Raw genomic sequence first — 21,044 nt, 5'->3', positions numbered from 1 at the left:
CAGGCTCTGGCGCGCGCGGCCACGCTGGCGCAGGATCGTCCGATGACGGGGGATTCGGCGGAGCGCGAGGCCATCGGGCGCGAGTGGACGGGCGCCGAGCTCGCCGTCGTGGTCGGCGACTACCTGACCCAGCTGGAGAAGACCCTGGCCGGCAAGCCGGTCGACCGCGCCACCCACGACCGCACCGTCCGCTTCGTCACCGGCAAGTCCGGCATGCCCTTGACGGCCAAGCAGGGCGAGATCACCGCCGTGCTCTCGCTGATCGGCCTGCCGGCGCTGAAGGACCCGCCGCCGCGCTGGACCTACGACCCGCCGCTGCTGACCGCCGTCGAGGACGCCCTCCTCGCCAAGCCCGCCCTGCTGGCCGCCGCCGTCCGTCCGGACGCCCTGTTCGCCGCCCCGCCGGCCGTCCCGCTGATCGAGGCCGCTCCGCCCCAGCCCCTGCCGCCGGACGCGACCCTGGCCCGGATCATCCAGCGCTTCGACCTGGCCGCCCGCGCGGCCGAGGACCGCTTCCTGCCGGGCCTGGGCGCGGCCAGCATCGTCGCCCACGAGGCCCGCCGCCTGACCGACCACGGCCGCCCCGACCTGGCCCATCAGGTCCGCCTGGCCCGCGCCGGCGATCCGGAGGGCTGCGACGTCGTCAGCTTCGACCTCGAGGCCGCCCCGCGCCTGCTGGTCGTCAAGACCACCCTGGGCGCCGACGTCGCGCCGTTTGGCCTGACCGAGGCCGAGCTGGCCCTGGCCCGCGCCCAGCCCGAAATTTTCCGTGTCCGCCGTGTTTACGATCTTTTGGGCGACGCCCGCTTCTTCCGGCTGCAGCCGCCGTTCGAATAATCGCCGCGCGGATAACCATACAGACCAGCTTGTGAATTGCGCCCGCCCGCGCCGCGGACTAGATCAGCCCAGGGCGCAAAATGTGGACGGGCGAGGGGGCCAAGCATAGGGGCAGGTCCCGGAGCCCTTCCCAGGGTTTCGACATCATGAGTGCATCAACCGCGACGGTGGACAGGACCTGCGAAGGCCTGTGCCTGGCCTTCTCGGCCCAGTTGATCCCGAACGGATTTCGCAGGCAGGGGCACCGCTCGGCGCTCGACACCCTGCTGATGCTGGCCATCGCCCAGGCCAACCTCGCCCCCCTGTCCCGCGACCCCGAGTTCCAGAAGACCTATGCGGGCCTCGACGCCTCGCCGCCCGACGAGATGCGGCGGCCCGCCCGCGTCCGGGCTATCGCCACCTCGCTGGGCGTGCCCCAGGAGACCGCGCGGCGCCGCGTGGTCGCCCTGGCCGAGGCCGGCATCCTGGTGATGAGCGACGACGGCGTGATCCTGCCCCAGGCCTTCACCTACTCGCCCCACGCGGTGGAGATGGCGATGGAGACCTGGAACACCTTCGCCCAGTTCTACGCCAATCTGCGCCGGGCGGGATGCCTGGCCCCGGTCCCGCCCGCGACCCCGGACCAGCCGCTGCCGATGCGCCAGATGATGCGGCTGTGGGTCGACCACTTCCTGCGCCTGATCGAGGCCCTGATGCCGATGGTCGGCGACCCGTTCAGCGTGGTGATGCTGTTCGCCATCCTCGACGGGGGCCTGGCCGCCGGCGGCAAGCCCGCCTCGGCCTCGGCCGTCGCCCGGGCCCTGGGCCTGCCGTTCGAGAGCGTCCGCCGCAACGCCCTGCGCATCACCGACAACGGCCTGTGCCAGAAGGTCGGCCGCGGCTATCTGATCCCGCCCGAGCTGATGGAGGAGCCCCGCTGGCGCGCCTTCTCGGAACGCCACGCCCAGATCCTGATGCGCTTCTTCGCGGTCATGCGCGAGCAGGGCCTGCTGAGCTGGTGGGAGGCGCAGTATCTGGCCGAAGGCGGCAGGCCCTAGCGCTTCCGCCCATAACGCACCGCCCCGGGAAGGGGCTCGGCCGGCGGCAGGGGCGTGGCCAGCTTGGCCAGGTCCTTGCGCGAGGGATACGGCGGACGCGGCGGCGGCCAGGTCCGCGCCGGCAGCTTGCGGGCCGGACGGGGCGTCAGGTCCGTGAAGTCCATGGCCACCACCTCCTGCTCGCGCAGCAGGCCCTCGGTGATGATCTCGGCCGCCTCCATCGCCTGGGGATCGTCCTCGCCCAGATAGTCGCGGCGAAAGCGCATGACCCGCCGCTTGAAGAGGCCCGGCACGGTGTCGGGCTTCAGCAGCATGGCCAGGGCGATCAGGTAGATCGAGCGGAACATGTAGGACGTCTCGTGCTCGACCTGGGCCCGCGACGGCCGCCAGTCGACGAAGCCGGTCATCAGCAGCCGCGCCCGCTCGGCGTCATAGGGCTCGTCGCCGTCGGGCGCGGCGCCGTCGCCCGGAAACGCCCCCATCCCCACGTCGTCGGCCGAGGCCAGCCGCGTCAGCCGGTCGGCCAGGGTGGCCAGCCTCAGCGCCTCCTGGTCGCGCCCCGACTGGATCGCCGCCGCCAGCCGCGCCAGCGTCGCGGCCTTCAGGTCGGAGGGATCGGTCGACAGCGGGGGAGGGGGCGGGACCCGGCCCGACGCGGCGGCGAAGGCCGGGTCAAAGGCGCTGAGGGCTTCCTCGTCGGCGTCCTCGTCGCCGGTCAGCCACAGCTCGCCGGGCAGGGGCCCCGCGCCGCCCAGCGCCGCCCGCCGCGCGGCCTCGGCCTCGAAGGCCGCGGCGTGCTCGCGCGCCACCGCGTCGCCGTGCGCCTTCTTGGTCCAGCCGTCCTTGCAGGCGTGGCGATAGATGCTGGTCGGCGAGACTTTCCACTTGGCCCCCAGCTCGGCGGCGGTCGCGCCGTTCTTGTACTCTTCGGCCACCTGGGCCCACGAGGCCTCCGAGAGGCGGAACCAGGTGGGGCGGGCGTTGGGATGTGCGTTGCTCATGCCCCAAGAATACGGCCGTTCCGGACACCGAGGACGGAGCGGGGCGTAGAGCGGGGGTCAGGCGAGGGAATTCAGGGGGTTAGGTGGGCGGAGAGGTGGGGGGATTAGCCCTGTCTCAGCTCGGCGAAGAAGTCTTCCAACAACGTCGTGCGCTCGCGATACGGAGCGTGTCTCGCGAAGTGCGCGGTCACGTCCGTCACGATCTGATCGACGGGGCGCGCGTCTTCCGTCGATTTCGCGGCCCAGGCGCGGCCAGGATGCAACGTGTCCCAGGGCGAGCGCTTATTGGCGCGCGTCGTGGCGCTGTCGCCGTGCTTGCCCAGCCCATAGAGCAGGTTGGTCTCGTTGTTCCAGATCGGCTTGAACAGGTGGATCAGATAGTCCTCGGCCGCCGTCTCCCAACCAGATTGGACGACGAGATACCGGGCGTCGAAATCGGCGACATCCAGCGTGGTTGTCGCCTTGGCGATGTTCTTTCGATGCTCGTTCAAGCGCGCGGCGAGGCGGGGTCCCTGTTCGCGAGCGGTGTGCGCGCCCTGATCGCCAGGCGCGGCCTGACCGACATAGATGGGCGTCTCCGCGCCCGAGAGAGGCGCGTACAGCGAGTAGGGGCCACGATAGTAGATCGCGTAGACGCCCGAGCCGTAGAACTGCCCCACGGCGTTTAAGGGCACGCGCTCCTGCGCCACCAGCGCCAAGGCCGTGAAGCGCCCGATCACCTTCGGGTTGCTCGGATCGAAGATCGAGCGCGGCATGGCGATCGGATCGAGGCGCCGCAGCGCCGCCTCCAGCGCCTCGATGACCCCCCGCAGCTCGTGGTCGACCTTGCGCCGCGCGGCGGGCGAGAAGGGCGCGCTATCGGCGAGGCTGGTCAGCGCGGCGACGCGGTCGCGTAGGCCGGCGATCTCTTGGTCGAGGGAGTTGGGCTTGCTCACGCCGCGTAGCGTAACTTCCGCGCGACGTCCTTGCCAATCACCTCCGCGAGGCGAACGGGCACGGCGTTACCCAATTGGCGCATCACCTCGCCCCAGGCGCCGTGGAAAATGAAGCTGTCGGGGAAGGTTTGCAGGCGCGCGCTTTCGCGAACGGAGAAGTAGCGCACCGAGCCATCCGGACGCGCCAGCATGTTCTCGCCGCCGGGCACGCCGTGGACGCCGGCCTTCAAGGTCTTGGCGGGTTCATCCAGCGGGCTGCCCGTGTGGCCGGGATAGGACCGGGCGCCAGGCTGGAAGCGGTGATAGGCGATCTCGGCGGCGGCCTCGGGCTCGAACTCGGGATCGGGCAGATCGGCGATCGCGTCGCGCACCGTGCGCCAGGCCAGTTCAATGGGCTTTTCCTTCAGCGCCAGCGCGCGGGCGGGAGCCGCCGACAGGTCTGGGCGCGCGCGCTTGGCGACCTCGTGCGCGTCCCAATAGTCTTCCGAGCGATACTGCGCCCACAGCAGCGCGTCGGCGGAATGGGTCGCGACAGGGAACGACCAATTCGCATCGACGTCCGAGCGGAAGCCAACGAAGATCACGCGTTCGCGCTTCTGAGGCACGCCATAGTCGGCGGCATTCAGGACCTGGGCGACCACGTGGTAGTGCAGCCCCGGGTATTTGCTTTGTGTGGCGTGCTTCTGGAGTCGAGCGAGGTGCTCGGTCCAATCCTCGGTCGGACGACCGTCGCGGTCGGTCTTGATGGTGACCTCGGGATGCTCCAGTTGCAGCCGGATATATTCGAAGTAGTTGCGGAAGGTCGCGCGGGTCAGGCCTTTGACGTTCTCGAACACGAAGGCCCGGGGGCGCGTCTCGCGCACCGCCCGGATCGCCTGAGGGAACATGTCGCGGGTGTCGTCATAGGCCCGGTGCTTGCCGCCCAGCGAGAACGGCTGGCAGGGCGGTCCGCCCGAGACGAGATCAACCTTGCCCTCGAGGTCTCGAAAGTCGACATGGCGCACATCGCCCTCGACCTGCGGCCAGCCGGCCATGGGCGAGGCCTTGCTGGCGCGGTTCTCGGCGATGGTCTCGCGGCAATAGCGGTTCCACTCGACCACCTTGGTCGGCTTGAACCCCGCCCGACACAGGCCGATCCCCAGCCCCCCGGCGCCCGCGAATAGCTCGATCGACTTCATGAGTCCAAGAATGTTCTAATTTCGTTCTCGAGGGAAGTCTCGTCCTTGAGCCCGCATTCCCAAAGGACGAGGGCCCGCCAGCCGAGGGTTTCCAACTCCGCCAGCTGACGAAGATCGCGCGCGCGATTCCCTTCCAGCTTCGGGATCCAGAACTCGTGCCGTGATTTGGGCAGCCGCGCCAGCTTGCAGTCCGGATCGGGATGGCGATGCCAGAAACAGCCGTGGACGAAGATCACCTTCTTGCGGCCGGGGAACACCAGGTCCGGCCGGCCAGGCAGCTTTCCGCCGTGCAGCCGGTAGCGATAGCCCAGGCGGTGGACGAGCCGGCGGACCGCCATCTCGGCGCTGGACCCCTTGCCCTTGACGCGGGCCATTCGGGCGCTGCGGTCGGCGGGGGAGAGGGTGTCCATCGAGAGGGGAATATCCGCTGGACTGCTAGATAGTGCTAGCCTGAAGCTGGGCTACGATGACCGGATCTGCGCCAGACCCCCTAATGCCATTCCAGACTTTTATAAGATTAATGCGGTTGTGCGCTATCCACGGCTGCACTACTCCGTCATACGTTCCGTTTCCAGCAAGTAGTTGGCCGTTGTCGATCGCGTAAGAGGCCATGTGTTTCTTACGGTGATAGTCTATATGTAGATGAGGGCGTCCGTGATTTCGGTTTCCATCCATCTTCAGAGCTAGAAGCTTGTGTTTTTTGAGCAAGAGCTCCAAGCCATTTCCATGGCTAGGCTCTCGCAAAAGATCCAATGATGCCATTTGATCCTGCAAATGGCGTAGAGCGCGCTGAAGTTCAGAGCGGATTTCCTGGAGGTCGTCTGGTTGATTTCGCTCATTCATCGGAAAAATACTCGCATAACGAATACTTTAGACTGAAAGCTAGGATCGGCGCTAACCGCCCGGATCAATCCTCGTCCATCTTCAGGGCGGCGATGAAGGCTTCCTGCGGGATCTCGACCTTGCCGAACTGGCGCATGCGCTTCTTGCCTTCCTTCTGCTTGTCCAGAAGCTTGCGCTTGCGGCTGGCGTCGCCGCCGTAGCACTTGGCGGTCACGTCCTTGCGCAGGGCCCGCACGGTCTCGCGGGCGATGATGCGGCCGCCGATGGCGGCCTGGATCGGGATGACGAACATGTGCTGGGGGATGAGCTCCTTCATCTTCTCGCACATGCCCCGGCCGCGGCTTTCGGCGCGGCTGCGGTGGACCAGCATCGAGAGGGCGTCGACGGGCTCGCTGTTGACCAGGATCGACATCTTGACGAGGTCGCCGGCGCGGTAGTCCTCCAGCTGGTAGTCGAAGCTGGCGTAGCCCTTCGAGATCGACTTCAGGCGGTCGTAGAAGTCGAAGACCACCTCGTTCAGCGGCAGGTCGTAGACGACCATGGCGCGGCTGCCGACGTAGGAGAGCTCGCGCTGCATGCCGCGGCGGTCCTGGCACAGCTTGATGACGCCGCCCAGGTACTCGTCGGGGGTGAAGATCGTGGCCTTGATCCAGGGCTCGGCGATCTCCTCGATCTGCATGACGTCGGGCAGGTCGGCGGGGTTGTGCAGCTCGATCTCGTCGCCGTTGCGCAGCTTGATCTTGTAGACCACCGAGGGGGCGGTCGCGATCAGGTCGAGGTCGAACTCGCGCGAGAGGCGCTCCTGGATGATCTCCAGGTGCAGGAGGCCCAGGAACCCGCAGCGGAAGCCGAAGCCCAGGGCGGCGCTGCTCTCCATCTCGTAGGTGAAGCTGGCGTCGTTGAGGCGCAGCTTGCCGACGGCGGCGCGCAGGTCCTCGAAGTCGGCGGCGTCGACCGGGAAGAGGCCGCAGAACACGACCGGGACCACTTCCTTGAAGCCCTTGAGCGGGGCGGCGGTGGGCTTCTTCTCGTCGGTGATGGTGTCGCCGACGGCGGCGTCGGCCACTTCCTTGATGGAGGCGGTGAAGAAGCCGACCTCGCCGGGGCCCAGGTACTCGACGTCGGTGGCCTTGGGCGTGAAGACGCCGACCTTGTCGATGCGGTGGGTGGCGCCGGTCTGCATCATGCGGACCTGCTGGCCGGCCTTCAGCGCGCCGTCGAAGATGCGGACCAGGACGACGACGCCCAGATAGGCGTCGTACCAGGCGTCGACCAGCAGGGCCTTGAGCGGGGCGTTGGGGTCGCCCTTGGGGGCGGGCAGGCGGGTGACGATGGCTTCCAGGACGTCGGGAATGCCCAGGCCCGTCTTGGCCGAGCACTCGACGGCGTCGGAGGCGTCCAGGCCGATGACATCCTCGATCTGCGCCTTGACGCGCTCGACGTCGGCGGCGGGCAGGTCGACCTTGTTCAGGACGGGGACGATCTCGTGGTTGTTGTCGATGGCCTGGTAGACATTGGCCAGGGTCTGGGCCTCCACGCCCTGGGAGGCGTCGACGACCAGGATCGAGCCTTCGCAGGCGGCCAGGCTGCGCGACACCTCGTAGGCGAAGTCGACGTGCCCGGGGGTATCCATCAGATTGAGGATATAGGTCTCGCCGTCATTGGCCTTGTAGGTCAGGCGCACGGTCTGCGCCTTGATGGTGATCCCGCGCTCCTTCTCGATGTCCATGTTGTCCAGCACCTGCGCGCTCATCTCGCGCGCGGTGAGGCCGCCGGTGGTCTGGATCAGGCGATCGGACAGCGTCGATTTGCCGTGGTCAATGTGCGCAACGATCGAGAAGTTACGGATCTTGTCGAGAGGCGTCGAAGTCATGCCGCAGCCTCTAGCACATTTGGCCCGCTTCGCGAGGGGGCGGGTGCGGCAAGGCGGGCGGTCATGCTTAACCGCGCGTTAAGTTTGGGGCCGCAAACCCGTCTCAATGGCTTGCAACAGTGTTGCAAAGTAACCGACCTGGAGGCCCACCCATGGACCGTCGCAAGCTGATCCTCTCCGGCGCCGCCGCCGGCCTGACCGCCTCGGCGACCGACGCCCTGGCGCGCCAGGCCAACCCGCCGCCGGCCGGCTCCAGCGGGCCGGTCTACGAGACCGGCGGGGCCTCGACCTATTCGCGCGACGAGATGGTGCGCGCCACCTCCGACTTCCTGGGCGTGACGGCCGAGAGCGCTGGCGCGGCGATCGAGCGGGTGTTCAAGGAGAAGGGCCAGCCCACGGGCTATATCGCGGGCGAGGAGGGTTCTGGCGCCATCGCCGTCGGGCTCCGCTATGGCCGGGGCCTGCTCTACATGAAGGGCCGTCCGACGATGGAGGTCTTCTGGCAGGGGCCGTCGATCGGCTGGGACTGGGGCGGCAACGCCAGCCGCGTCTTCACCCTCTGCTATAACCTGCAATATCCCGACGCGATCTTCCGCCGCTTCCCGGGCGTCGAGGGCAGCGCCTACCTCGTGGGCGGACTCGGCGTGAACTACCAGAAGGCCGACGAGATCACCCTGGCCCCGATCCGCGCGGGCGTCGGCCTGCGCCTGGGCGCCAACGTCGGCTATCTGGGCTATAGCCGTAAGCGGCGCACGCTGCCGTTCTAGGCATAGGGCGTTGGAGAGGCCTAGTGCTTCTCCACCTTGCCGTTCAGCCAGTCCATGACGGCCAGCAGCACGCCGGACGCGACGAACGACAGGTGCACGATCACCAGCCAGAACAGGCGGACCTGATCCACCGCCTGGCCCGGTTCGGTCAGCTTCAGGAAGGCCTTGAGCAGGGCGATCGCCGAGATCGCCACGATCGAGGCGATCAGCTTCATCTTCAGACCCGAGAAGTCGACCGTGCCCATCCAATCGGGCCGGTCCTCATGGCTGGCGGTGTCGATCTTGGAGACAAAGTTCTCGTAGCCGGACAGGATGACGATCACCAGCAGATTGGCGGCCAGCGACAGGTCGATCAGCGACAGAGCCAGCAGGATCGCGTCCTCGGGCTTCATCGACAGCAGGTGCGGCAGCTCGTGCGCCAGTTCCTGGAAAAAGACCACGATCAGCGCCGCCAAGGCCACGACGAGGCCAACGTAGAAGGGCGCCATCAGCCAGCGCGAGGCGAACAGGCCGCGCTCGAGCCACATTTCCAGAACCGGTTTCTTCATCCAGACCTCCGTCAATCCTCAGCCTAGTCGGACGACATGACATTCGTCACGCCCTGCCGCCTCAGATTGCTAGATCGCCAGGGGGAGGCGAGGCTAGCAGCATGCGAAGGTCGCTGCGGGCGCTGGCCATGTCCGCCAGGGTGTAGCCGTCGAGAACCGCCAGGAAGGCCCGGGTCGCCTCGTTCAGGCCACGAGGCAGGGTGCAGGCGGGCGCGACCTTGCAGGTGCTGCAGTCGACGAGTTGGAAGCCGTCCTCGGTGTGTCGGACGACATCGCCGATGCGAATCTCTTCCGGAGGACGGCCCAGGCGCAGCCCGCCGTTTCGGCCCCGAACCGCCGTGACGAAACCCGTCCTGCTGAGGTCCTGGACCACCTTCATCAGATGGTTCTGCGAGATCGAATAGGCGCGCGAAATCTCGCCGATCGACACCAGGCGCTCGTCATAAGCGGTGAGGTGCAGAAGCACGCGCAAGGCGTAGTCGGTGTACCGAGTCAGACGCATTGCCTTCGGCTTATCAGCAGCCGCGAGGGTCCGTCGAGCGGTTCGGGCCAAAAGATGCACATTAAATGCATTTAATCTTGCGTAACGACGATCTCCCAGATAGATGCGCGAAAAATGCATCTTTGAGGGGTTCTGAAATGACTACGCAGCTTAGCGAAAAGACGATCGCGATCGTGAAGGCGACGGCTCCGGTTCTCGCCGTCCATGGCGAGGCGATCACCAAGGCGATGTACGCGCGCCTGTTTCAGGACGAGGCCATCGCCTCGTTGTTCAACCACGCCAACCAAGCGTCGGGCGCCCAGCCCAAGGCCCTTGCGGGCGCGGTGCTCGCCTATGCGCAAAACATCGACAATCTGGGTGTTCTGGGCGGAGCGGTCGAACGCATGGCCCAGAAGCACGTCGGCTATCACATCCTGCCCGAGCACTACGCGGCGGTGGCGACCGCCTTGCTGGGCGCGCTGGTCGACGTTCTGGGCGAGGCCGCTAACGAAGATATCCTGGCGGCCTGGGGCGAAGCCTATTGGTTCCTGGCCGACATCCTGAAGGGCCGGGAGGCGGCGATCCGCGAGGCGGCGGCCGCGGCGACGGGGGGCTGGGTCGGCTGGCGCGCGTTCGTGGTCGAGAAGAAGATCCGCGAGAGCAAGGTCATCACCTCGTTCATCCTGCGTCCGCGCGACGGCGGGCCGGTGATCGCCCATCGGCCGGGCCAGTACCTGACCTTCCGTTTCGACACGCCGTCGGAAAAGGGCCTGAAGCGCAACTATTCGATCTCGGCGGCGCCGAACGGCGAGACCTATCGCATCTCGGTCAAGCGCGAGGATGAGGGCCACGGCTCGGTGTTCCTGCACGACGTCGTGGCCGAGGGCGATATCGTCGAGGCGACCCCGCCCGCCGGCGATTTCCACCTGGCGCCGATGTCGGACCGCCCGGTGGTTCTGCTGAGCGGCGGCGTCGGCCTGACGCCGATGGTCGCCATGCTGGAGGCGATCGCCAAGGATCACCCTGAGCTCGAGACCCACTTCGTTCACGGGGCGATCAACAGCCGCGTCCACGCCATGGCGCACCATGTCCGCGGCCTGGCGGCCGAGCATGGCCGCACGCGGGTGGCGACGTTCTACAGCGAGCCCCTGCCCAGCGACGCGCTGGGCGTCACCCACGACGTGGACGGCATGGTGGATGTCGACTGGCTGAAGGCCAACACGCCCTTCGACACAGCTGACTTCTATCTCTGCGGCCCGCGGCCGTTCATGCGGGCGCTGGTGAGCGGGCTGGCCGCGGCCGGCGTCTCGCCTGACCGCATCAAGTACGAGTTCTTCGGCCCGACCGACGAACTCCTGGCTGCCTAATTACTGCCGCCAGCCGAACCCGACGCCGCGCACGGCCGGACAGGCGGCCAGGCGCGAGGCCAGGGCTTCGGCGCGGGCGTCGCCCTGGTCGTCGATCTCGAGCCGAATGGCCATGTGCTGGCCCTCGGGAGCGGCGGACAGGGCGCGCAACCGCGCCTGCTGGACCGAGGCTACGCCCAGCACGCGCATCAGGGCGTCGGGCGTGTCCTCGGCGGTGACGAGGAAAAGGCGGCGTTTGTCGTCCTCGGGTTTAAGGCTGTCTAAGCGCACGGGCGGACCCACTGGTGCTCGACCGAGGCCGAATTGACGCCCGGCCAGGCGGCGAGGTCGCGGGCCAGCAGGCGGGCGGCTTGGTCGCCTAGATGGCGCACGCGCAACGAGGCTTCGACGATCTGGCCGACGGGCTTCATCGTAAGGCCGCACAGTTCGGCGCCGCTGTCGGCCAGGCCTTGGCGAACGGCGTCGAGCGCGCTGGGCGCGTCCTGCGCGGCCAGCAGCAACTGGTGCACGGTGACGCCGTCGGCGTCGCTGTGGAAGGCGGGTGGAGAGGGCAGGTAGCTCATCGTCTTGGTCCTTGGATCTGAGAGACTGGGAGGACCGAGGAACCGCGCAACAAAAAAGCCCCGCTCGGGTGAGCGGGGCTTTTTGGAGATCTTGCGATCCTTCGGCTTTGGTTTTGGTAGGGTCCCCTACCGCTGCTTGCGCCGATTTTGCCCCGTTCGAACTCGCACGGTTTTAATCTGGTTAATCATGTTCCACATCGACACCGCGCACGACATCGCAGCCACGGCGGCGAGGCCGGTGGTCACGAAGGCGGCGAAGGCGAAGGTCGATTGCATGTGGAAGCGATGAGTCCAGTTGGCGCTTGTTACAGGTAGCGTGACATTCACTACCGCGCAAGGGCTCGTCCAGAGCAGGGACGTTCGGCCGCGGAGGAGGGCGGGTTTTGCCTCTGGCGAGGCGGGGCGCCTGGAAAGGCGGCAGATTGGTCTCCTTCTCCCCTTGCGGGAGAAGGTGGCGCGCAGCGCCGGATGAGGGGTTGAATGACATAGCCGCCCAAGAAAAGGGGCCGCCTGAGCGACCCCTCATCCGTCGGCCTGGCGGCCGCCACCTTCTCCCGCAAGGGGAGAAGGGACTACCCCCGCAGCTTCCCGCCGGCCTTCTCGGCCGCCGCGACGACCTTGGCCGACAGGGCTTCGATCTCGGCGTCGGTGAGCGTGGCTTCGCGGGGCTGGACCACGACCTCGATCGCGATCGACTTGAAGCCCTCCGGCACGCCGGGGCCTTCATAGACGTCGAATACGCGCGCGGCGGTGATCAGGGCCTTGTCAGCGCCGGCGGCGGCTTTCACGAGATCGCCGGCGGCCTTGGTCTTCTCGACCAGGAAGGCGAAGTCGCGGGTCAGCGGCATCAGGGGCGAGGGCGAGAAGGCCGGACGCGTCTTGACCGACTTCTTCTTAGGCTCGGGGATCGCCTCCAGGGTGATCTCGAAGCCGTAGACCGGGCCGGCCACGTCCAGGGCCTTCAAGACCGCCGGGTGGATCTCGCCAAACTCGGCCATCACCGCCTTGGGGCCCAGCTGCAGGCGCGCCGAGCGGCCCGGATGCCACCAGGCGGAGGCCGAGCCTTGCGCGGTCTGCAGCGAGGCGACGGGCGCGCCCAGCTCCTCCAGCAGGGCCAGCAGATCGGCCTTGACCGTGAAGACGTCGCCCTGCGGGGTCTTGTCCCAGCCGCGCGGAGCCTTGGGGACCAGGATCGCCGAGACGACGGTGCGCTGGTCGGCCGGCCTGTCGCCGTGGAAGGTCGGACCGATCTCGAACAGGGCCGCGTCCGGGAAGCCCTGGCGGGCGTTGCGGCCGGCGGCCTCGATCAGGTTGGGCAGCAGCGACGGGCGCATGCAGTCCAGTTCCGAGGCGATCGGATTGGCCAGCACAAGCTCGGCCTGCCCACCGCCGAACAGCTCGGCGATCTTGCGGCTGGTGAAGCTGTAGGTCACCGCCTCGGCGTAGCCGGCGGCGGCGAGGGCCCGGCGCGCCGTGCGGGCGCGGGCCTGCTTGGCGGTCAGGATGCCGCCCACCGCGCGCGGAACTTCAGGCAGCGGCGTCGAGGGCAGGGCGCCGTAGCCGGCGATGCGGGCGATCTCTTCGACCAGGTCGGCCTTGCCTTCCACGTCGCGGCGGAAGGTCGGCGGCGTGATGATCCAGGGCGAGCCGTCCTTCACGTCAAAGCCCAGGGCGACCAGGATCTGGCGCGCGCGATCGGCCGAGACCGACAGGCCTGACAGTTGCTCGACATAGGCCGGATCGAAGGCGAAGCCCTTCGGCGCCGCCGGGGCCTCGCCGGCGACGATGATCTCCGACGGCTGGCCGCCGCAGAGCTCGAGGATCAGCTTGGTGGCTAGCTCGATCCCCGGCACGACCGAACCGGTGTCGACCGTGCGGGCGAAGCGGTACTGGGCGTCGCTGTTGATGCCGGTGGCGCGGCCCGTCTGGGCGATGCGGATCGGCTCGAACCAGGCGCTCTCGATGAAGACGTCGACCGTCTCGTCCGAGCAGCCGGTGCTTTCGCCGCCCATCACGCCGCCCAGCCCGATCGGCCGGTCGCCATGGGCGTCGGCGATCACGCACATCTCGGGCGTCAGCTCGTAGGTCTTGCCGTCCAGCGCGATCAGGTGCTCATCGCCATGCACGCCGTGACGGCCCAGGCGGGTCGAGATCTCGGTCCCCGACAGCTTGGCCGCGTCATAGACGTGTAGCGGTCGGGCGCGGTCGTAGGAGATCAGGTTAGTGACGTCCACCAGGGCGTTGATCGGGCGCAGGCCGATGGCGGTCAGGCGGTCCTGCAGCCACTTGGGCGAGGGCCCGTTCTTGACGCCCTTGATCAGGCGGCCGGCGAACACCGGGCAGGCCTCGCCGTCGACCTTGACGGTGATCGGGCAGGGGAAGGTTCCAGCGACCGGCGCGATCGACAGGTCCTTCAGCGCGCCCACGCCGGCGGCGGCCAAGTCGCGGGCGATGCCGGCGACGCCCAGCCAGTCGGGGCGGTTGGGAGTGACTTCGAAGTCGATCACGGCTTCCAGGCCGAGCGCGTCGACGGCCGGCGTGCCGACGGCCAGGCTGTCGGGCAGCTCCATGATGCCGTCGCTCTCGGTGGCGTATTCGAGCTCGGCGGCCGAGCAGAGCATGCCGTTCGAGACGACGCCGCGCACCGGCTTCTCGACCAGGGTGACGTCCAGGCCAGGCACATAGGCGCCGATCGGAGCGTAGATGGTCGTCAGGCCCGCGCGAGCGTTCGGCGCGCCGCAGACGATCTCCTTGCGGCCGTCGACGGTGTCAACCTGGCAGACCTGCAGGCGGTCGGCGTTCGGGTGCCGCGCGGCCTCGACGATCTTGCAGACCGTGAAGGGCTTAAGCTTGGTCGCCGGATCGATGACGTGCTCGACCTCGAGTCCGGCCATGGTCATGGCCGCGACGATCTCGGGGACGGTGGCGGTGGTCTCAAGGTGATCCTTGAGCCAGGACAGGGTGAATTTCATTTTCGATCTCCAAGCCCCGCCGCCGCGCGGAGGGGTTGGTTGAATTCCAGAAGGGCGATCAGCTCAAGCCGCTGGCCGGGTTCGGCGCGGCGAAGGCGCTGAAGCCGTAGTGCGACAGCCAGCGGACGTCCGACGACCACATGTCGCGCAGGTCCGGCATGCCGTACTTCAGCATGCCCAGGCGGTCGACGCCCATGCCGAAGGCGAAGCCCTGGTACTCGTCCGGATCGATGCCGCAGGCGCGCAGGACGTTCGGGTGAACCATGCCGCAGCCCAGGATCTCGAGCCAGCTCGTGCCCTGGCCGATTTTGATCTCGCCGCCCGAGCGATCGCACTGCACGTCCATCTCGGCCGACGGCTCGGTGAACGGGAAGTGGTGCGGACGGAACTGTGTCGTGACCGCGTCGGTCTCGAAGAACCGCGCCAGGAAAGTCTCCAGGGTCCACTTCAGGTGGCCCATGTGGATACCCTTGTCGATGACGAGGCCCTCGACCTGGTGAAACACCGGCGTGTGGGTGGCGTCGTTGTCCACGCGATAGGTGCGGCCCGGCGCGATGATGCGGATCGGCGGCTTCTGGCTGACCATGGTCCGCACCTGCACGGGGCTCGTATGCGTGCGCAGCAGCATGCGCTCGCCGTTCTCCTTCGTGTTGAAGAAGAAGGTGTCGTGCATCTCGCGGGCCGGGTGCTTCTCGGGGAAGTTCAGGGCCGTGAAGTTGTGGAAGTCGTCCTCGATGTCCGGCCCCTCGGCGACGGCGAAGCCCATCTCGGCGAAGACCGCGACGATCTCGTCCATGGTCTGCATGGTCGGGTGGACCGAGCCCTTGCGGCGGTAGGGCGCGGGCAGGGACAGGTCCAGGGTCTCGCTGGCCAGGCGCGCGTCCAGCTCGGCGGCTTCCAGCGCGGCCTTCTTGGCGGCGATCGCCTCGGTGACCTTGTCGCGCAGGGCGTTGATCGCCGCGCCTTGGGTCTTGCGCTCCTCGGGGCTCATCGCGCCCAGGGTTTTCAGCAGGCCCGAGATGGAGCCGGTCTTGCCGACGGCGGCCACGCGGACGGCGTCGAGCGCTTGGAGATCGCCAGCGGCGGCCACCTGGGCCAGCACGTCGGCTTCGAGGGTGTTGAGATCGGTCATGACGGGCATCCGTCTAGAGGATTTGGTCGCGGGGGAGTAGGGGAGCGCGCAGCAAAAAGCCCTCCGGTTCGCACCGAAGGGCTTTTCAGGATCGATTGGGCTTCGAAAAGCCCAGATGTCCTTAGGCCAGGGCGGCGCGAACCTTGTCGGCGATGGCCTTGAACGCAACCGGATCGGCGCCGGCGATGTCGGCGAGGACCTTACGGTCGATCACGATCCCGGCCACATCCAGGCCGTGGATAAATTGCGAGTAGGTGAAGCCTTCCAGACGGGCGCCAGCGTTGATGCGCTGGATCCACAGCGAACGGAAGGCGCGCTTGCGCACCTTGCGGTCGCGGTAGGCGTACTGGCCGGCCTTGTCGACCGCGGCTTTCGCCGTACGGATGGTGTTCTTGCGGCGCCCGTAGAAGCCCTTGGCTTGCTCGAGAACCTTCTTGTGCTTGGCGTGGGCGACGACGCCCCGTTTCACGCGAGCCATGTGTCAGCGCTCCTCTTACAGGCCGTAGGGCAGGTAGGTCTTGATGATCTTGGCGTCAGCCTCGGTCATGACCTTCGTGCCGCGCTGTTGGCGGATGTACTTGCCATTGTGACCGATCAGGCGGTGGCGCTTGCCGGCGACGCCGGCCTTCAGCTTGCCCGTGGCGGTCAGTTTGAAGCGCTTTTTGGCGCCCGACTTCGTCTTCAACTTCGGCATTTCGCGTCGGAGCTTTCGCCCCGTCCTCTGGAAGCATGACGAACCGCCATGGCATGCCAATGGCCAGGCGGTTCCGGAAAGGCGGCGTTGCTACAGGAAAGACTCGCCGCTGGCAAGCATTTAGGCGGCCGTCTTGGTTCTGTGGACGATCGTCACGGCGAAGGCGATCGCGGGAATCATCAGCGCCGAGCCCAGCCAGTAGGGACCGCCGGCCGCGAGACCAAACAGCGGCCCGGCCGTCAGCGGTCCGGCGATGCGCGCCAGAGAGCCGGCGGCCATGTTCAGGCCCAGCATCTGGCCCTGGCGATCCGGCGGGCTGGCGCGGGAGATCAGGGCGGCCACGCAAGGGAAGACCAGCGACTGGCCAAATGCGGTGCAGCCCACCGCGACCATGGCCAGGCTGGGATGCGGCGCGAACGGCGTGGCGAACAGGCTCAGCATGATGATGAAAAGGCCGGTGGTCAGCACCCGGCTCTCGCCGAACCGGCGGGCTAGGCGGCCCGTCAGCACGCCCTGACCCAGCGAGGCGATGATCCCGATGATGGCGAAGCATAGCCCGACCTCGCGCGGCCCCCAGGAAAAGCGCGCGTTGGCCCACAGGCCGAAGATCGACTCCATGCCCGCGAAGGCGCCGGTCGAGACCAGCGTCACCAGCAGCACCCGTGAAAGGATCGGGTGAGCCGCGGCCTGGGCGAGCGCCTCGCCGCGCCCCGGTTGAGGATGGCCCGCGACCGCGCCAGCCCGGCTCTCCGTGACGAAGACGACCACGCCGATGGCGGCGGCGGCGGCCATACCGGCGGCGACGAACAGCGGGATCTGGAAACCGAGTTGTCCGGCGCTGGGATGGGCCAGCAGGCCGCCCAGCGACGGGCCGATGACGAAGCCCGCTCCGAACGCCGCGCCCAGCAGGCCCATGCGGCCCGCGCGCTTCTCCGGCGGCGTCACGTCGGCCATGTAGCCCTGGATCGTCGAGATATTGCCGCTGCCAAAGCCGCCGACCAGGCGGATGGCCATGGCGATCCAGATGTTGGGCGCGAAGGCCAGCGCCACATAGGCCGCGGCGTTGGCCAGGATCGTCACGATCAGCACCGGCCGCCGACCGATCCGGTCCGACAGTCTTCCCCAGAACGGCTCGCCGAAGAACTGTCCCAGGCTGTAGGCGGCGAACATCGTCGTCACCTGCCACGGGGCGGCGTTCATCGCCTTGGCGTAGAAAGGCAGCAGCGGAATGACCACGCCAAAGCCCACCAGGTTGATGAAAACAACCAGGAGCAGGACGGCCAGGGCGCGGGTGCTGTGGGCGGTATCGGACATGGCGGGCGGGGTTTACGCGTGTTCCGCTCTTCTGACGACCGCCAAAACAGGCGCTCTAGTTTGGCGGGTTGTATTTCTCGATAAAGGCGACGGCGGCGGTGAGCATCTGGAACCGGGTCTGGCTGCGCGAGAGCCAGTGATCTTCGCCATCCAGCGTCACGAACTCGTAAGGTTTGCCAGCGGCCTTGAGCGCGGCGGCCATCTTTTGGCTCTCAGCATACGGAACAACCGTGTCGTCCTTGCCGTGGATCAGAAGAACTGGAGCCTCGACATTGTCGGCGTGGGCGGCGGGAGAAATCTCTCGCAGCTTCGGGTCGCGCTCGCCGGTCACCCCGTAGAAGCGCTTGCGATAGCGGATAAGGCTGCTCTGCTCGCCCGAGCGAAGGATTTCGTCATGCAGGCGGCCGGGCAGGTCGGCGGGGCCGGCCACGGAGACGGCGCAGCGATAGACGCCCTTTTGCAAGGTCACGCCCGCGAGCGCGGCGTAGCCGCCATAGCTGCCGCCGAAGATGCAGACGCGCTTGGGATCGATTACGCCCTGCTTGGCCAGGAACGCTACGCCGTCTGAAAGGTCGGTCTGCATCTTGCGACCCCATTCGCCGTAGCCCGCCACCTTGAAAGCATGGCCGCGATTGGTCGAGCCGCGGAAGTTCGGCTGCAGAACGGCATAGCCGCGCGAGGCCAGCGCCTGGGCCCAGTAGTCGAAGGCCGTCGTGTCATAGGCCGCCGGTCCGCCGTGCGGCAGAACGATCAGCGGCAGGTTCTTTTCCTCGCGCCCTCTCGGTGTGGTCAGGATCGCGTCGATCTCGAGACCATCGCCCGCTAGATAACGGATCTGGCGCGCCGGCGCGACGTCGGCGGGGCCGATCTTGGAATAGGCCACGCCGATCGGGTCCACGCGCTTGGTGGTCGTGTCGGCCATGTAGTAGGCGCCGGCGTTGTCGGGTCCTTGAACGAAGAGGACCAGCTTCTTGAAATCGGGCGTCCACGACGCCAGCGACACCGACTGGTTCTTGAAAGCGGCCCGGAACGGCGGCCACAGAGCCTTCAGCCGGGGTTCGATGAACTCGTATTCGACGAAATTATTCTGGTAGCTGAAGCCAAGCACCACGCCGTCGGGGCCGATGACGGGCGAAAGATCCCGGGCCGGTCCCACGAAGCCCGCGGACTCGCCGTCGGACAGCCCGATGAGCGTGGGACGCCACAGGCTGGCGTCCTTGTCCCAGGTGTCGATGATCACCGACTGACCGCTCGGCGCGACGCCCCACAGCGAGGGGGTCTCGGCCGCCTCGGTGGTGGAGAACACGGTCTGCCAGCCGCCGCCCTTCCGCAGCTGCATGGTCCAGGTTGCGTTGTTCTGACCCTCGTTCTCCTTGTAGCTGGCCTTGGCTAGGACCTTGCCGTCGGCGTTGGCCAGGTAGTCGTAGGTGTCGGAATCGCCCATCTGCGCGACCAGGGCTTGGCCGCTGTCCAGATCGATCTTGAATAGGTCCAGATGGCTGCCCTTGGCCTGCATATTGCGGGCTTCCGTGCTCATCAGGGGCACCAGCAGCACTGACTTCTTGCCGTCGCGGGCGGGCTGGGTGCGTCCGGCGATGACGTTCACCACCGTGTCGAGCGCCTTGGTCGGCAACTGCACGAAATCGCCGGTCCGGATGTTCAGGCTGACGGCCTGGAAATTCTCGCGGAAATAGCTGACGCCATCAATGACGGCGGTGTTGGAGACTTCGATCACCACGTGGTCGCCGTCCGCCCACTGCACGTTCCGCACCTTTCGGTAGCCGATCTTGGCTGACGCCAGCACGGGACCCGTCAGCGACTTGACCACCACCTGGCTCTCGTCGTTGACGGTCACGATGAGCGCCAGCGCCGAGCCGTCCGGCGAGACATCCACCATGTTGATTGAAGGCAGGCGGCCATAGGCTTCGAGCGGGGTGCCTCGCGCTGACGAGGCGGCCAGGGCGACGCATGCCGCCATGGCGGCCAGGGTAGTCTTCAGCACGGAAATCCCCTCGAACTTCGCCGAACGCTAGCAAAGATTGAGCGGATGTCGAGTACTCGCCCTTGTCGCTGAGGGCCCAAAACAAAACGCCCCGGCCGCGAGGGCCGGGGCGTTTCGTTGTCTACCCGTGATCCAGTCCTAGCGCGGGGCCAGGATCATGATCATCTGCCGGCCTTCCATGCGCGGCTCGTATTCGACCTTGGCGACCTCATCGAAGTCGGCCTTGACCTTGAGCAGCAGCTTCATGCCGAGTTCCGGGTGCGCCATTTCGCGACCGCGGAAGCGGAGGGTCACCTTGACCTTGTCGCCTTCCTCGAAGAAGCGATGCATCGACTTGGCCTTCACTTCGTAGTCGTGAACGTCGATGTTCGGACGGAGCTTGATTTCCTTGAGCTCGACGACCTTTTGCCGCTTGCGCGCCTCGTTCTTCTTCTTCTGCTCCTGGAACTTGAACTTGCCGTAGTCCAGGATCTTGCAGACGGGAGGATTGGCGTTCGGAACGATTTCCACCAGGTCCAGGCCAGCCTCCTCGGCCGCTTCCAGGGCGGCGGACGTCGGCATCTCGCCTTGCTTCTCGCCGTTTTGGTCGATCAGCAGGACGCGGGGGACACGGATTTCATCGTTGATACGCGGCCCATCCTTGACGGGCGGCGTTTGCATAGGACGGCGAATAGGGGCGGCTCCGAGGCTGTTGATAGGGTAGGGCTGAACGCATACGCGCCGCGCTGGGCGCGCCGCGAGAAACTGATATATGACGCGCCGGCCGCGCTCTATCAAGCGAAGGCGGTTAAAGAGACGTCGCCGGACCGAGTTTTTTCGGAGCGAACGGGCGACAAGGGGGAAACGGCGAGGCGGGGACGCATGTCCTCCAGACCAAGACCCCTGCCTGATCTCCATGAATCCGCATCGCCATACCGCCCTGGAGGACATCCACGCCCTCCTGATCGGCTCCAGTTTCATCGCTGTCGGCCTGACCTTGCTGAAGGCCGCGGGCCTCGTCACCGGCGGCGTCGCCGGGGTGGCGCTGATCGTCTCGTACCTGAGCGGCTGGCCTGTGGGCGTCGTGTTCTTCGTCCTGAACCTGCCGTTCTATGTGCTGGCCCAGCGCACCCTGGGCTGGATGTTCACCTTCAAGACCCTGGTGACCAACCTGCTGCTGGCGGGCTTCGCCTGGGCCATGCCGCATTGGCTGAAGGTGACGGGCGTCGATCCGATCTTCGCCGCCATCTTCGGGGGCACGATCGTCGGCATGGGTATCCTGGCCCTGGCGCGGCACCGCTCCAGCGTCGGCGGGATTGGGGTGCTGGCGCTCTATTTGCAGGAGCGGCGCGGGATCAGCGCCGGCAAGGTGCAGATGGCGGCGGACTGCGTGGTCGTCGCCACCGCCTTCTTCACGATCAGCTTCGACAAGCTGCTGCTGTCGATCGCCAGCGCCGTTGCGCTGAGCGCGGTGATCATCGCCAACCACAAGCCGGGCCGGTACGCGGGCTACTAAGAGGC

The 21,044-nt window shown here is 67.1% G+C and carries 22 protein-coding genes; 5 read left to right on the top strand and 17 right to left on the bottom strand.

All coding sequences use genetic code 11. From position 1 onward, the window contains the following. The first annotated feature begins 42 nt into the window (after positions 1-42). Complete coding sequence (locus tag CSW60_RS05860) at positions 43-837, top strand: DUF3883 domain-containing protein (protein WP_099536344.1); 795 nt, start codon at positions 43-45, stop codon at positions 835-837. A 146-nt stretch (positions 838-983) separates the two neighbouring features. After that, positions 984-1,874: a hypothetical protein gene (locus CSW60_RS05855; RefSeq protein ID WP_099536343.1), complete on the top strand. Its 891-nt coding sequence runs from the start codon at positions 984-986 to the stop codon at positions 1,872-1,874. On the opposite strand, the gene CSW60_RS05850 is transcribed toward CSW60_RS05855, so the two are convergent. From CSW60_RS05850 to lepA, 5 genes are all read right to left on the bottom strand, one after another. Further along, positions 1,871-2,875 carry a hypothetical protein gene (locus CSW60_RS05850; RefSeq protein WP_099536342.1) on the bottom strand — a complete coding sequence of 335 codons (1,005 nt, stop codon included), beginning with the start codon at positions 2,873-2,875 and terminating at the stop codon, positions 1,871-1,873. The two genes, CSW60_RS05855 and CSW60_RS05850, sit on opposite strands and share 4 nt — an antisense overlap. 104 nt (positions 2,876-2,979) lie before the next feature. After that, entirely contained in the window at positions 2,980-3,810 is an 831-nt protein-coding gene (locus tag CSW60_RS05845) for an Eco29kI family restriction endonuclease (RefSeq protein ID WP_099536341.1), read from the bottom strand. Then, positions 3,807-4,988 (bottom strand): DNA cytosine methyltransferase, encoded by a 1,182-nt coding sequence (locus CSW60_RS05840; protein WP_099536340.1) that lies wholly within the window; start codon positions 4,986-4,988, stop codon positions 3,807-3,809. Before CSW60_RS05840 ends, CSW60_RS05845 begins: the two co-directional genes overlap by 4 nt. Next, positions 4,985-5,398: a very short patch repair endonuclease gene (locus CSW60_RS05835; protein WP_099536339.1), complete on the bottom strand. Its 414-nt coding sequence runs from the start codon at positions 5,396-5,398 to the stop codon at positions 4,985-4,987. The genes CSW60_RS05840 and CSW60_RS05835 overlap by 4 nt, the downstream gene beginning before the upstream one ends. 497 nt (positions 5,399-5,895) lie before the next feature. Then, on the bottom strand, positions 5,896-7,704 hold the full coding sequence (gene lepA, locus CSW60_RS05830; protein WP_099536338.1) for a translation elongation factor 4: 1,809 nt from the start codon (positions 7,702-7,704) through the stop codon (positions 5,896-5,898). A gap of 152 nt (positions 7,705-7,856) precedes the next feature. Here lepA and CSW60_RS05825 point away from each other — a divergent pair, with 152 nt between their 5' ends. Then, positions 7,857-8,471, top strand: a complete 615-nt coding sequence (locus CSW60_RS05825; RefSeq protein WP_099536337.1) for a DUF1134 domain-containing protein — start codon at positions 7,857-7,859, stop codon at positions 8,469-8,471. A gap of 20 nt (positions 8,472-8,491) precedes the next feature. On the opposite strand, the gene CSW60_RS05820 is transcribed toward CSW60_RS05825, so the two are convergent. Then, positions 8,492-9,019, bottom strand: a complete 528-nt coding sequence (locus CSW60_RS05820; protein WP_099536336.1) for a TIGR00645 family protein — start codon at positions 9,017-9,019, stop codon at positions 8,492-8,494. Between the two features lie 61 nt (positions 9,020-9,080). Beyond that, a complete protein-coding gene (locus CSW60_RS05815) occupies positions 9,081-9,521 on the bottom strand; it encodes an Rrf2 family transcriptional regulator (RefSeq protein ID WP_099536335.1) in 441 nt (146 codons plus the stop codon). Between the two features lie 137 nt (positions 9,522-9,658). Between CSW60_RS05815 and hmpA the strand changes: the two genes are divergently transcribed. Beyond that, entirely contained in the window at positions 9,659-10,867 is a 1,209-nt protein-coding gene (hmpA, locus tag CSW60_RS05810) for an NO-inducible flavohemoprotein (RefSeq protein WP_099536334.1), read from the top strand. Here hmpA and CSW60_RS05805 read toward each other — a convergent pair whose 3' ends face one another. From CSW60_RS05805 to infC, 10 genes are all read right to left on the bottom strand, one after another. Next, a complete protein-coding gene (locus tag CSW60_RS05805; RefSeq protein WP_099536333.1) occupies positions 10,868-11,149 on the bottom strand; it encodes a hypothetical protein in 282 nt (93 codons plus the stop codon). Continuing rightward, a complete protein-coding gene (locus CSW60_RS05800) occupies positions 11,128-11,430 on the bottom strand; it encodes a hypothetical protein (protein ID WP_066680127.1) in 303 nt (100 codons plus the stop codon). Before CSW60_RS05800 ends, CSW60_RS05805 begins: the two co-directional genes overlap by 22 nt. Positions 11,431-11,556: 126 nt before the next feature. Further along, positions 11,557-11,706: a hypothetical protein gene (locus tag CSW60_RS23035; protein ID WP_106907222.1), complete on the bottom strand. Its 150-nt coding sequence runs from the start codon at positions 11,704-11,706 to the stop codon at positions 11,557-11,559. Between the two features lie 296 nt (positions 11,707-12,002). After that, positions 12,003-14,402 carry a phenylalanine--tRNA ligase subunit beta gene (gene pheT, locus CSW60_RS05795; RefSeq protein ID WP_099536332.1) on the bottom strand — a complete coding sequence of 800 codons (2,400 nt, stop codon included), beginning with the start codon at positions 14,400-14,402 and terminating at the stop codon, positions 12,003-12,005. Positions 14,403-14,460: 58 nt separating this feature from the next. Continuing rightward, positions 14,461-15,534: a phenylalanine--tRNA ligase subunit alpha gene (pheS, locus tag CSW60_RS05790; RefSeq protein WP_099537564.1), complete on the bottom strand. Its 1,074-nt coding sequence runs from the start codon at positions 15,532-15,534 to the stop codon at positions 14,461-14,463. A gap of 121 nt (positions 15,535-15,655) precedes the next feature. Then, the gene (rplT, locus tag CSW60_RS05785; RefSeq protein ID WP_004625089.1) at positions 15,656-16,012 is read right to left on the bottom strand and encodes a 50S ribosomal protein L20; all 357 of its coding nucleotides are present in this window, start codon (positions 16,010-16,012) and stop codon (positions 15,656-15,658) included. 15 nt (positions 16,013-16,027) lie between these two features. Further along, positions 16,028-16,228 carry a 50S ribosomal protein L35 gene (gene rpmI / locus CSW60_RS05780; RefSeq protein WP_004625088.1) on the bottom strand — a complete coding sequence of 67 codons (201 nt, stop codon included), beginning with the start codon at positions 16,226-16,228 and terminating at the stop codon, positions 16,028-16,030. Between the two features lie 120 nt (positions 16,229-16,348). Further along, entirely contained in the window at positions 16,349-17,542 is a 1,194-nt protein-coding gene (locus CSW60_RS05775) for an MFS transporter (protein ID WP_099536331.1), read from the bottom strand. A gap of 55 nt (positions 17,543-17,597) precedes the next feature. Continuing rightward, positions 17,598-19,544 (bottom strand): S9 family peptidase, encoded by a 1,947-nt coding sequence (locus tag CSW60_RS05770; RefSeq protein WP_236634221.1) that lies wholly within the window; start codon positions 19,542-19,544, stop codon positions 17,598-17,600. 138 nt (positions 19,545-19,682) lie between these two features. Continuing rightward, positions 19,683-20,204, bottom strand: a complete 522-nt coding sequence (gene infC, locus CSW60_RS05765; protein ID WP_013080311.1) for a translation initiation factor IF-3 — start codon at positions 20,202-20,204, stop codon at positions 19,683-19,685. A gap of 235 nt (positions 20,205-20,439) precedes the next feature. Here infC and CSW60_RS05760 point away from each other — a divergent pair, with 235 nt between their 5' ends. Further along, on the top strand, positions 20,440-21,039 hold the full coding sequence (locus CSW60_RS05760; protein WP_099536329.1) for a YitT family protein: 600 nt from the start codon (positions 20,440-20,442) through the stop codon (positions 21,037-21,039). The last annotated feature ends 5 nt before the right edge of the window (positions 21,040-21,044 follow it).

Source organism: Caulobacter sp. X, assembly GCF_002742635.1.
Taxonomy (GTDB): Bacteria; Pseudomonadota; Alphaproteobacteria; order Caulobacterales; family Caulobacteraceae; genus Caulobacter.
Note: the sequence above shows the minus strand (reverse complement) of the source record. Positions and strands in the feature narration are given on the sequence as shown.